Origin of the sequence: Rhizobium sp. R339 (assembly GCF_002211395.1) — a bacterium.
Taxonomy (GTDB): domain Bacteria; phylum Pseudomonadota; class Alphaproteobacteria; order Rhizobiales; family Rhizobiaceae; genus Rhizobium.
On record NZ_LOKV01000012.1, the window covers coordinates 261,286 to 275,955 of the forward strand.

14 protein-coding genes are annotated in these 14,670 nt (G+C 63.0%); 13 read left to right on the forward strand and 1 reads right to left on the reverse strand.

The window, feature by feature from the left end:
* Positions 1–19 precede the first annotated feature (19 nt).
* The 13 genes from ATY76_RS15455 to ATY76_RS15515 all read left to right on the forward strand — a co-directional run bounded on the left by ATY76_RS15455 (position 20) and on the right by ATY76_RS15515 (position 13,353).
* Entirely contained in the window at positions 20–1,147 is a 1,128-nt protein-coding gene (locus tag ATY76_RS15455) for an S-(hydroxymethyl)glutathione dehydrogenase/class III alcohol dehydrogenase (RefSeq protein ID WP_088675614.1), read from the forward strand.
* Positions 1,148–1,150: 3 nt separating this feature from the next.
* Positions 1,151–1,987, forward strand: a complete 837-nt coding sequence (fghA, locus tag ATY76_RS15460; RefSeq protein ID WP_088675615.1) for an S-formylglutathione hydrolase — start codon at positions 1,151–1,153, stop codon at positions 1,985–1,987.
* 55 nt (positions 1,988–2,042) lie between these two features.
* A complete protein-coding gene (gfa, locus tag ATY76_RS15465) occupies positions 2,043–2,615 on the forward strand; it encodes an S-(hydroxymethyl)glutathione synthase (RefSeq protein WP_088675616.1) in 573 nt (190 codons plus the stop codon).
* Between the two features lie 389 nt (positions 2,616–3,004).
* Entirely contained in the window at positions 3,005–3,721 is a 717-nt protein-coding gene (locus ATY76_RS15470) for a GntR family transcriptional regulator (RefSeq protein ID WP_088675617.1), read from the forward strand.
* Positions 3,718–4,629, forward strand: a complete 912-nt coding sequence (locus ATY76_RS15475) for a dihydrodipicolinate synthase family protein (protein WP_088675618.1) — start codon at positions 3,718–3,720, stop codon at positions 4,627–4,629. The genes ATY76_RS15470 and ATY76_RS15475 overlap by 4 nt, the downstream gene beginning before the upstream one ends.
* Positions 4,622–6,139, forward strand: a complete 1,518-nt coding sequence (locus ATY76_RS15480) for an aldehyde dehydrogenase (RefSeq protein WP_088675619.1) — start codon at positions 4,622–4,624, stop codon at positions 6,137–6,139. Before ATY76_RS15475 ends, ATY76_RS15480 begins: the two co-directional genes overlap by 8 nt.
* On the forward strand, positions 6,136–7,482 hold the full coding sequence (locus ATY76_RS15485) for an FAD-binding oxidoreductase (protein WP_088675620.1): 1,347 nt from the start codon (positions 6,136–6,138) through the stop codon (positions 7,480–7,482). The genes ATY76_RS15480 and ATY76_RS15485 overlap by 4 nt, the downstream gene beginning before the upstream one ends.
* A 71-nt stretch (positions 7,483–7,553) precedes the next feature.
* Positions 7,554–8,405 carry a glycine betaine ABC transporter substrate-binding protein gene (locus tag ATY76_RS15490; protein ID WP_088675621.1) on the forward strand — a complete coding sequence of 284 codons (852 nt, stop codon included), beginning with the start codon at positions 7,554–7,556 and terminating at the stop codon, positions 8,403–8,405.
* Between the two features lie 85 nt (positions 8,406–8,490).
* Positions 8,491–9,582: a glycine betaine/L-proline ABC transporter ATP-binding protein gene (locus ATY76_RS15495; RefSeq protein ID WP_088675622.1), complete on the forward strand. Its 1,092-nt coding sequence runs from the start codon at positions 8,491–8,493 to the stop codon at positions 9,580–9,582.
* Between the two features lie 18 nt (positions 9,583–9,600).
* On the forward strand, positions 9,601–10,449 hold the full coding sequence (locus ATY76_RS15500; RefSeq protein WP_088675623.1) for an ABC transporter permease subunit: 849 nt from the start codon (positions 9,601–9,603) through the stop codon (positions 10,447–10,449).
* On the forward strand, positions 10,446–11,297 hold the full coding sequence (locus tag ATY76_RS15505; RefSeq protein WP_088675624.1) for an ABC transporter permease subunit: 852 nt from the start codon (positions 10,446–10,448) through the stop codon (positions 11,295–11,297). The genes ATY76_RS15500 and ATY76_RS15505 overlap by 4 nt, the downstream gene beginning before the upstream one ends.
* Before the next feature lie 15 nt (positions 11,298–11,312).
* Positions 11,313–12,311 carry a 4-hydroxyproline epimerase gene (locus ATY76_RS15510; protein ID WP_088675625.1) on the forward strand — a complete coding sequence of 333 codons (999 nt, stop codon included), beginning with the start codon at positions 11,313–11,315 and terminating at the stop codon, positions 12,309–12,311.
* A gap of 28 nt (positions 12,312–12,339) precedes the next feature.
* Positions 12,340–13,353, forward strand: a complete 1,014-nt coding sequence (locus ATY76_RS15515) for a GlxA family transcriptional regulator (RefSeq protein WP_088675626.1) — start codon at positions 12,340–12,342, stop codon at positions 13,351–13,353.
* A gap of 7 nt (positions 13,354–13,360) precedes the next feature.
* Here the strand turns inward: ATY76_RS15515 and ATY76_RS15520 are convergent, their stop codons facing one another.
* The gene (locus tag ATY76_RS15520) at positions 13,361–14,641 is read right to left on the reverse strand and encodes a Xaa-Pro peptidase family protein (RefSeq protein WP_088675627.1); all 1,281 of its coding nucleotides are present in this window, start codon (positions 14,639–14,641) and stop codon (positions 13,361–13,363) included.
* Positions 14,642–14,670: the final 29 nt, after the last annotated feature.

Consider the following 14,670-nt stretch of genomic DNA (forward strand, 5'->3'; position numbering starts at 1 on the left):
TAAGAGGAAGGATATCGAAATGGACGTTCGCGCCGCTGTAGCCGTTCAGGCAGGAAAACCGCTCGAAGTGATGACCGTTCAGCTCGACGGCCCGAAGGCCGGCGAAGTGCTGGTGGAGGTCAAGGCGACGGGCATCTGCCACACCGACGATTTCACGCTCTCCGGCGCCGATCCGGAAGGCCTCTTCCCCGCCATTCTCGGCCACGAGGGCGCGGGCATCGTCGTCGACGTCGGCCCCGGCGTCACCTCCGTGAAGAAGGGCGATCACGTCATTCCGCTTTACACGCCGGAATGCCGCGAATGCTATTCCTGCCTGTCGCGCAAGACCAATCTCTGCACCGCGATCCGCTCGACCCAGGGCCAGGGTCTGATGCCCGACGGCACGTCCCGCTTCTCGATCGGCAAGGACAAGATCCATCACTATATGGGCTGCTCGACCTTCGCCAATTACACCGTGCTGCCGGAGATCGCGCTCGCCAAGGTCAATCCGGACGCCCCCTTCGACAAGATCTGCTACATCGGCTGCGGTGTGACCACGGGCATCGGTGCGGTCATCAATACCGCCAAGGTCGAGATCGGCGCCACGGCGATCGTCTTCGGTCTCGGCGGCATCGGCCTCAACGTGCTGCAGGGCCTGCGGCTGGCCGGTGCCGACATGATCATCGGCGTCGACATCAATCCTGACCGCAAGGAGTGGGGCGAGAAATTCGGCATGACGCATTTCGTCAATCCGAAGGAGGTCGGCGACGATATCGTGCCCTATCTCGTCAACATGACGAAGCGCAATGGCGACCTGATCGGCGGCGCCGACTACACCTTCGACTGCACGGGCAACACCAAGGTCATGCGCCAGGCGCTGGAAGCCAGCCATCGCGGCTGGGGCAAGTCGATCATCATCGGCGTGGCCGGCGCCGGCCAGGAAATCTCAACGCGTCCGTTCCAGCTGGTGACCGGCCGCAACTGGATGGGCACCGCCTTCGGTGGCGCGCGCGGGCGGACCGACGTGCCGAAGATCGTCGACTGGTACATGCAGGGCAAGATCCAGATCGATCCGATGATCACCCACACGATGCCGCTCGAAGACATCAACAAGGGCTTCGACATGATGCACAAGGGCGAAAGCATCCGCGGCGTGGTCGTGTACTAAGCCATGAAAACCATCTCGACCGACAAATCTTACGGCGGCACGCAAGGGGTCTACGTCGATCGCTCCGAAGCCTGCGGCTGCGACATGACCTTCGCCGTGTTCGTGCCGCCGCAGGCGGCCGAGGGAAAGCTGCCGGTGTTGTGGTATCTGTCCGGCCTGACCTGCACGCATGCCAATGTCATGGACAAGGGCGAGTATCGGCGGCTTGCCGCCGAGCTCGGGCTGATCGTCGTCTGCCCGGATACCAGCCCCCGCGGCGACCATGTTCCCGACGAAGCCGACAATTGGCAGTTCGGCAAGGGTGCCGGTTTTTATGTCGATGCCACCGAGCCGCCGTTTTCGGCGAACTATCGCATGTACAGCTACATCACCGGCGAGCTGCCGCGGCTGCTTGCCGAGGAGTTTCCCGTCGACATGGATCGCCAGGGGATCTTCGGCCATTCGATGGGCGGGCACGGCGCGATCACCATCGCGCTCAAGAACCCGGATCGCTTCCGGAGTTGCTCGGCCTTCGCGCCGATCAGCCACCCTTCGGTGTCGGGCTGGTCGAAGCCGGCCTTCCGGAAATATCTCGGGCCTGACGAGAAAACCTGGCGGGCCTATGACGCCTGCTCGCTGATCGAAGACGGGCACCGGTTCTCCGAGTTCTTCGTCGATCAGGGGACGGCGGATTCATTCCTGGAGGACGGCCTGCATCCCGACGAACTCCGGCAAGCCTGCGAGGCGGCGGGTATTCCCCTCAAGCTTCGCATGCAGGAAGGGTACGGCCACTCCTACTTTTTCATTTCGACATTCATGGAAGACCATCTGCGCTGGCACGCGCAGAAGCTCGAAAAGTGATTGCAGGGCTCGGCCGGGCATAACGCAAACGGCCAGGGAGGGAAGGAGAGAAGCAATGAGCAGCATAGCCATACATCCGGCAGTGGATTCAGGCTTTCGAGCGACTGACGCTGCTTTCGCAGGCGGGACGCTGGTGTGCAAGTGCGCGAGCAATCCCGTCAGGGTCAGGATCAAGGGCGATATCGCCCACAATCACGCCTGCGGCTGCACCAAGTGCTGGAAGCCGGAGGGAGCAGCCTTTTCGGTCGTGGCGGTCGCTCCGACCGAGAGCGTCGAAGTGATCGAGAACGGCAACAAGCTCGCCGTCGTCGATCCCGCCGCTCTGATCCAGCGGCACGCCTGCAAGGAATGCGGCGTGCATATGTATGGGCCGGTCGAGCGCGAACATCCCTTCCAGGGGCTGTCCTTCGTCCATCCCGAGCGCTTCCAGGAAAGCGGCTGGGCAAAACCGACCTTCGCGGCCTTCGTGTCGTCGATTATCGAAAGCGGCTTCGACCCCGCCAAGATGGACGCCGTCCGGGGGCAGCTGAAGGCATCGGGCCTTGAGCCCTATGACTGCCTCTCGCCCGGCCTGATGGACTACATCGCGACTTGGACCGCCAAGAAAAGCGGCGCGCTCGCCGCATGATCTTCCGGGGAGCGCCGACCGGCGCTCCCCGACCCCGCCGTCGCAAAAGCGGGATATCCCGTGATGGCCGCGCCGCCTTGCCGGCGTCCAGGCGTTCGAGCCTGACGATCCACAGAATTCCCATCACCTGTCACGCTAACCGCCTGGGTAAACTCCGCAACGGCTGCCCGCCGCGGCGCTTTCGGCCGTGCCGGTCATCCCGCAATCAGCATCAGGCCAGCTTCGGCGAAAATTCGCTCATCGCGCTCTGGGCGGTCTCGGTATGACGGCCTCCGCGCATTGTGTATCTCACGAATAATAATTGTGTACGTGATGTACACAATTATTGACTCCCTTGGGAAGGCGTGGCATCTTCGCGGCATAGGGCAACAATCGGCCGGAGATCGACGATGGCGAAGACACCCAAGAGCAATCTCTACGACGACCTGAAACGTCAGATTCTGACGATGGAACTGGACCCGGACGCCGATCTGGACGAGGCCAGTCTGAGCGAGCGGTACGGGTTGTCGCGGACACCGGTGCGGGACATATTCCGCCGCCTTGCCGGAGAGGGCTACATCGACATCCGCGAGAACCGGGGTGCGCGGGTCATCCCGATGAACCACTCGACGCTGCGGAATTTCTTCCTCGTCGCGCCGATGATCTATGCGGCGATCGGCCGTCTCGCCGTGCAGAATTTCAAGCCGGCGCAGCTGTCGGACCTGAAGCAGACCCAGGAGCGGTTCCGCGCCGCCAGCGAGAGCATGGATGCTCTGGCGATGGTGCTGGAGAACAATCGCTTTCACGAAATCTTCGGCGAGATGTCGGGCAACGTCTACATGCAGCCGAGCCTCGGCCGGCTGCTGATCGACCACGCGCGCATCGGCCATACGTTTTTCCGGCCGAGGAACGAGGATATGCGGCGCCGGCTTCGGCTGGCCGTCGAGCATCATGACAGCTTCATCGCAGCGCTCGGCGCTCATGATGAGGACGCGGTCGTCGATCTCGTTTTCGAACACTGGGAATTGTCCCGCGAGAACATGGAGATGTTCATCGCTCCGCAAGGCCTCAAGGCGGACGCCTTCGTCGGTGGTCCGGCCACGCAATTATTGGAGAAGTCATCGTGAAATTTGAGGGGATCTACACGCCGGCGGTCACGCCGCTCGATCGAGATGGTCAGATTGACCGGGCCGGCTTCGCCGCCGTGCTGGAGTCGCTGATCGAGGCGGGCGTCCACGGCATCATCGTCGGCGGCTCGACCGGCGAATACTACGCCCAGAGCAGCCAGGAGCGTTTTGAGCTCGGGGCCTATGCCAAAGAGGTCATCGGCACGCGGCTGCCGCTCATCATCGGCACCGGCGCCACGCGCACCGAGGATTCGGTCGAATATGCCAAGGCCGCAAAGGAAATCGGCGCGGATGCGATCCTCGTGTCGTCGCCACCCTATGCGCTGCCGACCGAACGCGAGAATGCGGTCCATGCGCTGACGGTCGATCGCGCCGCCAACCTGCCGATCATGCTCTACAACTATCCCGCCCGCATGGGCGTGGTGATGGGCGAGGAGTATTTCTCCCGCGTCGGCAAGTCGAAGAACGTCGTTGCCATCAAGGAAAGCTCCGGCGACATGGCCAATCTTCACCTGCTCGCCCGGAAATTCCCGCATATTTCGCTGTCCTGCGGCTGGGACGACCAGGCGCTCGAATTCTTCGCCTGGGGCGCCAAGAGCTGGGTTTGCGCCGGCTCCAACTTCCTGCCGCGCGAGCATGTCGCCCTCTATGAAGCCTGCGTCGTCGAGAAGAATTTCGACAAGGGCCGGGCGATCATGAGCGCCATGCTGCCGCTGATGGATTTCCTCGAATGCGGCAAATTCGTTCAGTCGATCAAGCACGGATGCGAGATCATCGGCCTCAAGGCCGGCCCCGTGCGGGCGCCGCTGCGCGGACTGAACTCCGAAGAGAAAAGAACCCTTGAGACCGTCGTTTCCACGCTGAAGCGCACGGTCGGCCAGATCACGTCGGGAGCCAACCATGCATGAACCTTTGACCGCAGCCGAATACAAGGCGATTGCCGCCGGTCTTCAACTTCCGACGAATGCCTTCATCGACGGCGCTTTCCGTCCGGCAAATTCCGGCAAGACCTTCACCTCCACCAATCCTGCGACGGGTGAAGTCCTTGCCGAAATCGCCGCCTGCGATTCCAGCGATGTCGATTTCGCCGTCGAGAAGGCGAGGCAGGCGTTCGAAGACGGGCGCTGGCGGCTTCGCTCGCCGGGCGAGCGCAAGGAAGTGCTGCTGAGGTTTGCCAAGCTGCTGGAGCGCAACCGGCATGAACTCGCCGTCATGGAAAGCCTCGACAGCGGCAAGCCGATCCGCGAGTGCCAGACCGTCGACGTTCCCGATACCATTCATACGCTGCGCTGGCACGCCGAGCTGATCGACAAGCTCTACGACAACACCGCTCCCGTCGGCGCCAACGCGCTGACGATGATCGTGCGCGAGCCGATCGGCGTCGTCGGCTGCGTGCTGCCGTGGAATTTCCCGCTGCTGATGCTCGCCTGGAAGATCGGCCCGGCGCTCGCCGCCGGCTGCTCGGTCATCGTCAAGCCGGCGCAGGAAACGACCTTCACCACGCTGCGCGTCGCCGAACTCGCCCTTGAGGCAGGCATTCCGGCCGGCGTCTTCAACGTCGTGACCGGCTCCGGCCGCGAGGTCGGCGAGCCGATCGGCCTGCATATGGATGTCGACATGGTCGCCTTCACCGGTTCGACGCCGACCGGCCGCCGCTTCCTGCGGTATGCCGCGGATTCGAACCTCAAGAAGGTCGTGCTCGAATGCGGCGGCAAGAACCCCGCCGTCGTTCTCGACGATGCCGAGGATCTGGATCTCGTCGCCGAGCAGGTCGTCAACGGCGCCTTCTGGAACATGGGCGAGAATTGCTCGGCCACGTCCCGCCTCATCGTCCATGCCAAGGTCAAGGACGAGCTGATGAAGCGCATCGGCGCCTATATGCGCGAATGGAAGACGGGCGATCCGCTCGATCCGGAAAACCGCATCGGCGCGCTTGTCAGCAAATCGCACTTCGAGAAGGTCAAATCCTTCCTCGACGACGCCAAGACGGAGAAGCTGTCCGTCACCCAGGGCGGCGAAACCTATAACGGCATCTTTATCGAACCGACCTTGGTGGAGGGTGTGACGCCGGCGAGCCGCCTGTTCCAGGAGGAGATCTTCGGGCCGATCCTGTCGGTCACGACGTTCAACACGCTCGCCGAGGCGACCGCTCTGGCCAACGACACCAATTACGGCCTGACGGCATCCGTCTATACCGGCAGCCTGCGCAATGCGATCCGGCTGACCCGCGACATCCGGGCCGGCCTGATCACGGTCAACTGCTTCGGCGAAGGCGACGCCACCACGCCGTTCGGCGGCTACAAGGAGTCCGGCTTCGGCGGCCGCGACAAGTCTGTCTTCGCCCACGACAATTACTGCGAGCTCAAGACCATCTGGATCGACATTTCGGAACGCTCCGTCGACGAGACGATCCGATGACCCGCCATGTGATCAAGCACCTGCCGACCGATACCGGCGTTTCGGGATGGGAGGCGACCAGCGAACGCGCCTTTCCCGTAACGGCGCTTGAACACGACATCACCGCCGATTGGCTGATCATCGGCGGCGGATTTGCCGGCCTTTCGGCGGCCCGCCGCCTCTCGCAGTCGCGGCCGCAGGACAAGATCGTCATCCTGGATGCCCGCGAACTCGCCAAGGGTCCGGCCGGAAGGAATTCCGGCTTCATGATCGACGTGCCGCACAACCTCTCCTCCGGCGAATATTCGGTGGCGGACGAGGCGGCGACCAAGGACGAGATCCGGCAGAACCGTCTGGCGATCTCCTTCGCGGCCGATGCCGCGGCCGAATACGGCCTGTCCCGGGAAACCTTCGATCCCTCGGGCAAGGTCAATGCCGCGGCCTCCGACCGGGGGCTCGGCCTCAACGACAATTACCGGAAATCGCTGGAGAAGATCGGCGAGGAACACCGCGTTCTCGATGCCGACCAGATGCTAGATATGACCGGCACGCATTATTATCGCGGCGGCCTCTATACGCCGGGCGCGGTGATGATCCAGCCCGCCGATTATATCAGAGGCCTGGCGCGCGGCCTTTCCTCGAAGGTCGCCATCCACGAGCACTCGCCGGTGCTGGAGCTTTCGCGCGAAGGCCGGACCTGGAAGGCGAAGACGGCCCGCGGCTCCGTTTCCGCCCCGAAGGTCATTCTCGGCGTGAACGGCCATATTCAAAGCTTCGGCCATTTCCGCGGGCGGCTGATGCATATCTTCACCTACGCCTCGATGACCGCGGCCTTCTCCCAGAACGAATTCGCAGGCGACGTGACGGGGGCGGACCGCTGGGCGCTGCTGCCGGCTGATCCGATGGGCGCGACGGTCAGAAAGATCACCACCGACGGCCGCTCGCGGATCGTCATCAGGACGCGGTTCACCTACGACCCGAGCCTCAAAGTATCGGAAAAGCGCGTCGCCGGTATCGCCGCCGAGCAGCGCCGGTCCTTCGACGCCCGCTTCCCGGGGCTGGAAAACCTGCCGCTGGAATATAGCTGGGCAGGCGCGCTCTGCCTCAGCCGGAACCATGTGCCGGCATTCGGCGAAGTGGAGGAAGGGCTTTTCTCTGCCTGCTGCGAAAATGGTCTCGGCACCGTCAAGAGCACGCTTGCGGGCATGATGGCCGCCGATCTCGCGACGGGTGCGGCAAGCCCCGAGCTCGACAAATACAAGAACCAGCCGGAACCGACGAGACTGCCTCCCGAGCCCATCGCATGGCTCGGCGTCAATTCGGTCATCCGCTTTCAGGAATTGCGTGCAGGCCGCGAGGGATGATCCCTCGGCCCCGCAATATGAAGACTGCCGCGCGCAGGCTTTGATGGGAACGTAAAACAGGAGTAACAACAATGAAAAATTTGTGGAAGGCGCTCTGCGCCGCTGCGATGGTCGGGATCAGCGTCCTGCCTTCTCGCGCGGAAGAAAAGACGATCACCATGGGCACGATGTCCTGGGAGGACCTGACGCCCATCACCGGCATCACCAAGAAGGTCCTCGAAGACGCCGGCTACACCGTCAAGGTGACCGAGTTCTCCGAGTGGGGCATTGCTTACGCCGCTCTCGCCAAGGGCGACATCCAGGTTCTCACCTCGCAGACGGATTATGTCGCGCAGGATTACTGGGACAAGAACAAGAACCGCCTCGAAAAGATTTCGCCGGTTTCGCACGGCCTCTACCAGGGCGTCGCGGTTCCGAAATACGTTCCGATCGACTCGCTGGAACAGCTCAATGAAAATGCCGACAAGTTCGGCGGCAAGATCATCGGCATCGAGCCGGGCGCCGGCCTGATGCGCGATACCTCGAACGCGGTCAAGGATTACGGCCTCAAGCTGCAGCTCGTCGAAGGGAGCACCGCGGCGATGACGGCTGCGCTGAAGTCCGCCTACGACCGCCAGGAGTGGATCGCGGTGACGATCTGGGAGCCGTCGTGGATGGTCCAGAAATACGAGGTCAAGTACCTCAAGGATCCGAAGGGCGTCTTCCCGCCGCCGCAGAGCTACTACTGGATCGGCCATAAGGGCTTCTCGGAAGAATATCCGCATGCCCGCGAAGTCATGGCCAGCGTCTACGTGCCGATCGCCGACATCACCGCCATCAACGGCGCCGTCAAGGACGGCAAGACCATGGACCAGGCCGTGCAGGATTGGATCGGCGCCCATGCCGACCTGATCAAGCGCTGGGAAAACATCAAGAAGAACTAAACGCGTCGTGGCCGTCCGACCTCTCGGGCGGCCACTCTCAAACTCAAGGAAGAAGCCAGCGCCGATTGGCTCAAAGGGGATCGCTATGAAAACCGCCAATATCGATGCCAAGGATGTCCTGATCGACTGCCAATCCCTCTGGAAGGTCTTCGGAGGCAAGTCCGCCGCGGCGATGAAGTCGATCAAGGAGCGCGGCCTCGGCAAGACCGAGGTCCTCAAGGAATTCAACTGCGTCGTCGGCGTGTCCGATGCCAGCATCCAGGTCCGGCGCGGCGAAATCTTCTGCATCATGGGATTGTCGGGCAGCGGGAAATCGACGCTCATCCGCCTTCTCAACAAGCTGATCACGCCGAGCTCCGGCAAGGTTCTCGTCAAGGGACGCGACCTCGCCTCCCTGTCGCCCGTCGATCTCCGGCAGATGCGGGCGAAGAATATCGGCATGGTGTTCCAGAGCGTCGCCCTTCTGCCGCACCGGACGGTTCTGGAAAACGCCGCTTTCGGCCTCGAAGTCCAGGGCATTGCGAAGGCGGAGCGCAACAAGACCGCTGCCGCCGCGCTCGAAAAGGTCGGCCTCGCCGACTGGCTGAGCCGATATCCCAGCGAGCTTTCCGGCGGCATGCAGCAGCGCGTCGGCCTTGCCCGCGCGCTCGCCTCCGACCCCGAGATCATTCTGATGGACGAGCCGTTCAGCGCGCTCGACCCTTTGATCCGGCGCCAGCTTCAGGATGAATTCCGCCAGCTGACCAAAGCGCTCGGCAAGTCCGCCGTCTTCATCACCCATGATCTCGACGAGGCGATCCGCATCGGCGACCGCATCGCGATCATGAAGGACGGCGTCATCATCCAGACCGGCACGGCCGAGGAAATTATCCTCAATCCGGCGGATGCCTATGTCGCCGAATTCGTCGCCGGCATTTCCCGCCTTCACCTGATCAAGGCGCATTCCGTCATGCGCAGCGTTGCCGAGTTCCAGCAGAGCGCGCCGAACCCCGACATTGCGTCGCTGGCGCGCACTACGCCCGACGCCGATATCGACGAGTTGATCACCCTGACGATGCAGTCGGAGCGCGACGCCATCGCGGTCGTCGACAAGGATCAGGTCGTCGGCGTCGTCACTCCGCGCAGCCTGTTGATGGGCGTCAAGGGCACCTCCGCTCACGAACTCACACCGGCATAACCGGAGGAGACGAACGAGATGGATACTTCAGTCTTCACCGATCTTTTCGACGAATGGACGGACACCGCGCTCGAATGGGTGAGCGACAACGGCGAGTTCCTCTTCGACTCTATCAGGCAGGTTCTCGAAGGGCTCTATGACGGGATCCTCTGGCTCCTGCAGCTTCCGCCTTTCTATGTGATCGCGCTCGTCGTCGCTCTCATCGGCTGGCGCCTCGTCAATATCTGGTTCGCGGTCGCAGCCGGCGTCGCGCTGGCGCTCTGCTTTTCCATGGGACTCTGGCCGGAGACGATGAGCACGCTGGCGCTCGTCCTGACCGCGACCGTGCTTGCGCTGGCGATCGGCATCCCGATCGGCATTGCCGCCGGTTTCTTCACCGCGCTCGACCGCTTCATGGAGCCGGGTCTCGATCTGATCCAGACGCTTCCGCCCTATATCTATCTGCTGCCGGCGATCGCCCTGCTCGGCTACGGGCCGGCCACCGCCCTGATCGCGACGGTGATCGTCGCCGTGCCGCCGGCCATCCGCCTGACCTCTCTCGGCATCCGGATGACGCCGAAGGAGTTCATCGAACTCGGAGAAGCCCTTGGGATGACGCCGGCGAAGATGTTCTTCAAGATCCGTCTTCCCTTTGCGCTGCCGAGCATCATGGCCGGCATCAACCAGAGCCTGATGATGGCCTTCGGCATGGTCGTCATCGCCGGCATCGTCGGTTCCGGCGGACTTGGAGAGACGATCTACGGCGCAATCAGAACGCTGGATATCGCGACCTCTATCAATGGCGCGATCGCCATCGTGGTACTGACTATGGTGCTTGACCGGATAACCCAGAGCGCTGCACGCCTGGGAACAGGGAGGAAGTCATGAATCCTGCTATGCTGCAGTTTTCGCCAGGCGCTTTCCTGGCTCCATCAGTCGATTGGCTGAACACCAATCTTCATCCGCTGTTTGCGGCGATCAGCTATGTGGTCGAAACGGTTCTTTCAGCCATCGAAGCCGCACTCCTCTTCGTGCCGCCCTATGCGCTGATCGCGATCGTCGTCGTCGCGGCATTCTTCGCCGTCAGCCTGCGCGCGGCGATCCTCGCCGGTCTTTGCCTCGGCTTCTGCCTGCTTGTCGGCCTGTGGACGGCGTCGATGCAGACGCTTTCTCTCGTCACTGTCGCAGTCATGATCTCGGTGCTCATCGCCTTCCCGGTCGGCGTGCTCTGCTCGCGCCACAAGGCGCTGGAGGCGGTGGTCCGCCCGATCCTCGACGTGATGCAGACCGTGCCGCCATGGGTCTATCTTATTCCCGCGGTCATGATCTTCAGCCTCGGGCGCGTGCCGGCGATCATCGCCACCATCGTGTACGGTATCCCGCCGATGCTGCGCCTGACGACGCTGGCCTTCAACCAGGTGCCGAAGGTCTTCATCGAGCTTGGCAGCGCCATCGGCGCGCCGCCGCGCTCCATCCTCTGGAAGATCGAGATCCCGCTCGCCAAGCAGACGCTGCTGGTCGGGCTCAACCAGTGCATCCTTCTGTCTCTGGCGATGGTCGTTTTGGCCGGCCTCGTCGGCGCCGGCGGCCTCGGCGCGGAAGTCACGCGCGGCCTGACGCGCATGGAGATGGGGCTTGGCCTCAGAGCAGGCCTGGCGATCGTTGCGGTCGCCGTGCTGCTCGACCGGCTGTCGCGCGGCTTGCTCGATCGCGACAGGCTGCCGAAGGCGAGATAGTGAGGACATAACGGAATGAGAAACAGCTTCTTCTGCATCGACGCGCATACCTGCGGCAACCCGGTTCGTCTCGTCGCCGGCGGCGGTCCGCTGCTGCCTCATTTGCCGATGGGCGAGCGCCGGGAGATCTTCGTCCGTGATCACGACTGGGTCCGCAAGGCGCTGATGTTCGAGCCGAGGGGGCATGACATCATGTCGGGCTCGATCATCTATCCCCCCTATCGGGAGGATTGCGATTTCGCCGTGCTCTTCATCGAGGTGAGCGGCTGCCTGCCGATGTGCGGCGCCGGCACCATCGGCACGGTGACCGCCGCAATCGAGGAAGGGTTGGTCAAACCGCGCGTGCCTGGACGTGTCGCCATCGAAACGCCGGCCGGCCGAGTCGATGTCGCTTATGAGGAGAAGGACGGCTATGTCGATTCCGTCCGTCTCCACAATGTCGCGAGCTATCTCCATGAGGCCGATGTCACCGTGGATGTGCCCGGTATGGGCCGCCTGCGCGTCGATATTTCCTATGGCGGCAACTACTACGCGGTGATCGAGCCGCAGGAGAACTGGAGCGGGCTCGACGGCATGAGCGCATCCGACATCGTCGGCTGCAGCCAGAAGCTCAGGGCGGCACTTGCCGATATCTGCGATCCCGTCCATCCCGACGACGACCGAATCCGCGGCGTACATCACGCGATTTGGTGCGACCGCCCCGTGAACGACGTCTCCGACGGGCGCTGCGCCGTCTTCTACGGCGAGAAGGCGATCGATCGGTCGCCGGGCGGCACCGGTACCTCGGCGCGCATGGCGCAGCTCTATGGTAAGGGACGGCTTGCGATCGGCTCGAAATACCGTCACGAAAGCCTGATCGGGACCATCTTCGAGGGCCGGGTCGAAGGCGAGGCGGGCATCGGCCCTTACAGCGGCATTCTTCCGAGCATCGGCGGGTGGGCGCGCGTCATCGGCCACAATACCATTTTCGTTGACGACCGCGACCCTCTGGCGCACGGTTTTCAGATCAGATGAGCGCGGTGAGACCGGCAAGGAGATGACTATGCGACCGGAACAGCATCGGCAGGGAGACGGCGCCGCGAAACCCGCTGCCCGGCTCAAGGTGGGTTTCGTTCTGGCCCGGTCGTTCACGCTGTCGGCCTTCGCGCTCTTCGTGGATACGCTGCGGCTGGCCAGCGACGAGCAGGATCGATCCGGCCGGGTGCTGGCCGACTGGCAGGTGATCGGCAGCACGCGGCATCTGATAACCTCGAGCTGCGGGGTCCAGGTCGCGCCGACTTCCGATTTCGTCGATCCGTCGCGCTTCGATTACATCGCCGTCGTCGGCGGCCTGCTGACGGTGGAGAACCCTGTCGACCAGCAGACCATCACCTTCCTCAAGCAGGCGGATGCCAAGAAGGTGCCGCTGATCGGCGTCTGCACCGGTTCGTTCATTCTGGCCTCGGCCGGCCTGATGAAGCGGCATGAATCCTGCGTGAGCTGGCTGCATTACAAGGAGTTCCGCGAGCGCTTCCCCGAACTCAGCGTCCGTTCCGACCGGCTCTTCAATCTCGATCGCCAGCGCGGAACCTGCGCAGGCGGCAGCAGCGCTGCCGATATGGCCGCATTGCTGGTGCGCAAATACATCAGCCGCGACGCCGAACGAAACGCGCTCGAAGTGCTGCAGATCGAAAAAGCGCGCGCTCCGGCCGACATTCAGCCCCGCCGCCCGCTCTACGACGATTACGACGATGCCCGCGTCAAGGCGGCGATGATCACCATGGAGCAATTCGTCGACGGCAGCATGCCGATCGAAAAACTCGCCGCCATGGTCGGGCTCTCGCGGCGGCAGCTGGAGCGGATCTTCATCGAGAAGACGGGCATGTCTCCCGCCAAGGCCTATAATCGCGTCCGCATGGAGCGGGCGAAATCGATCCTTGCGCAGTCGAAGGCGCCGCTCATCGAGATCGCGCTCGACGTCGGTTTCGAAAACGCCTCGCAGTTCACGCGGACGTTCAAGCGCACCTTCGGGCAGACGCCTTCCCAGCATCGCGCCGCGGCTTTGAGAGCGCACTGACGCGGGCTCAGACATCCTCCCACGGAAAGCTGTGCAGCCGCTCCGCGCCCCTTGATGTGATCAGGGCCTGGGTCTCCAGCTTGATGCTCTCCGAGCCGGCCTCGGCGATCAGGCTTTCGACGTTCAGCACCATGTTCTCCTCGATGATGCCGCTGAAATCGGGATCGAAATCCGGATGCAAGAGCACGCCCGGCCATTCGTCCGCCATGCCGGTGCCGTGCAGGGCGAGCGTGTAGCGATAGGGCTGATATTTCTCCGGGATCTGCCAGGACAGCTCGTTGAATTCGCGGAACGTCATGCCGGGCCGGATGACGGACAGATTGTGTTCGATCTGATCCCTGGCTGCCGCGTAAAGCTCCTTCTGCTTGGCGTTCATCGCGACATGCCCACACGTCCATGAGCGCGAGAGGTCGGCGCAATAGCCGTAGGGGCCGATCATATCGGTGTCGAAGGAGATCATCTCGCCGCGCTTGATGACGTAGTCGGAACATTCCTGATACCAGGGATTGGTTCTCGCGCCCGCTGTCAGCAGCTTGGTTTCCAGCCATTCGCCGCCGCTGCGGGCATTTTCGAAGTGAAGCTCGGCCCAGATTTCCCGTTCTGTGCGGCCCGGCTCTGAAGCCTCGTACATCCGCGCCATGCCCGCTTCGCAGACGCGGATCGTCCAGCGCATCAGCTCAATTTCGTCGGCACTCTTGATCGACCGCGCCCGTTCGGCAAGTTCCTGGCCGTCGAGCAGTGTGAAGCCGCGTTCCGTCAGTTCGAAGGCGCCTGATGGTTCGAGCCGGTCCACGGCGATGCGCCGGTTGCCGCCATTGCCCTTGACGATGTCGGCGATCTCGTCTGCCCAGGCCTTCAGGCGCGGCTCCACGAGATTGCCTGCCGTGAAGAAGATCCAGGATTTCGACGGCCGGATCTCGTCGATGCCGGGCAGCCCGTCATTGACATGCTCGGCGCCTTCGAACTCGAAAATGATCGCCGGGCCGTCGGCCAGGATCAGCGCGTAGCGCGACGGATTGTGCATCGTCCAGATGCTCATATTCGACGAGTCGAAGGCATAGCGGATATTGACGGGATCGTAGAGCAGCAGGGCGCCGCAATCCCATTCGCGCATCTTCATGCGCAGCCGTTCCAGCCGGTAGCGGCGCGCCCGGTCGAGGGTCGCGGCCGGCACCGGACTGATGAGCGGCCGGTCGGCGCCATCGGGGTTGAGATAGGCCTGTTTCCGCTCGTCCTTGAAGACTGCCGAGCCGGTCAGCTCGACGGAATCGGTTTCGTCTCGCAGCATCCGGGTGATCCCCCGTTATCGGTGATTGA

Excerpts from the sequence above, each read along its gene's own strand:
- ATY76_RS15490 (WP_088675621.1), top strand. The coding sequence starts at position 7,554 with ATGAAAAATTTGTGGAAGGCGCTCTGCGCCGCTGCGATGGTCGGGATC.
- ATY76_RS15510 (WP_088675625.1), top strand. The coding sequence starts at position 11,313 with ATGAGAAACAGCTTCTTCTGCATCGACGCGCATACCTGCGGCAACCCG.
- gfa (WP_088675616.1), top strand. The coding sequence starts at position 2,043 with ATGAGCAGCATAGCCATACATCCGGCAGTGGATTCAGGCTTTCGAGCG.
- ATY76_RS15515 (WP_088675626.1), top strand. The coding sequence starts at position 12,340 with ATGCGACCGGAACAGCATCGGCAGGGAGACGGCGCCGCGAAACCCGCT.
- ATY76_RS15480 (WP_088675619.1), top strand. The coding sequence starts at position 4,622 with ATGCATGAACCTTTGACCGCAGCCGAATACAAGGCGATTGCCGCCGGT.
- ATY76_RS15485 (WP_088675620.1), top strand. The coding sequence starts at position 6,136 with ATGACCCGCCATGTGATCAAGCACCTGCCGACCGATACCGGCGTTTCG.
- ATY76_RS15470 (WP_088675617.1), top strand. The coding sequence starts at position 3,005 with ATGGCGAAGACACCCAAGAGCAATCTCTACGACGACCTGAAACGTCAG.
- fghA (WP_088675615.1), top strand. The coding sequence starts at position 1,151 with ATGAAAACCATCTCGACCGACAAATCTTACGGCGGCACGCAAGGGGTC.
- ATY76_RS15495 (WP_088675622.1), top strand. The coding sequence starts at position 8,491 with ATGAAAACCGCCAATATCGATGCCAAGGATGTCCTGATCGACTGCCAA.
- ATY76_RS15505 (WP_088675624.1), top strand. The coding sequence starts at position 10,446 with ATGAATCCTGCTATGCTGCAGTTTTCGCCAGGCGCTTTCCTGGCTCCA.
- ATY76_RS15455 (WP_088675614.1), top strand. The coding sequence starts at position 20 with ATGGACGTTCGCGCCGCTGTAGCCGTTCAGGCAGGAAAACCGCTCGAA.
- ATY76_RS15500 (WP_088675623.1), top strand. The coding sequence starts at position 9,601 with ATGGATACTTCAGTCTTCACCGATCTTTTCGACGAATGGACGGACACC.
- ATY76_RS15520 (WP_088675627.1), bottom strand. The coding sequence starts at position 14,641 with ATGCTGCGAGACGAAACCGATTCCGTCGAGCTGACCGGCTCGGCAGTC.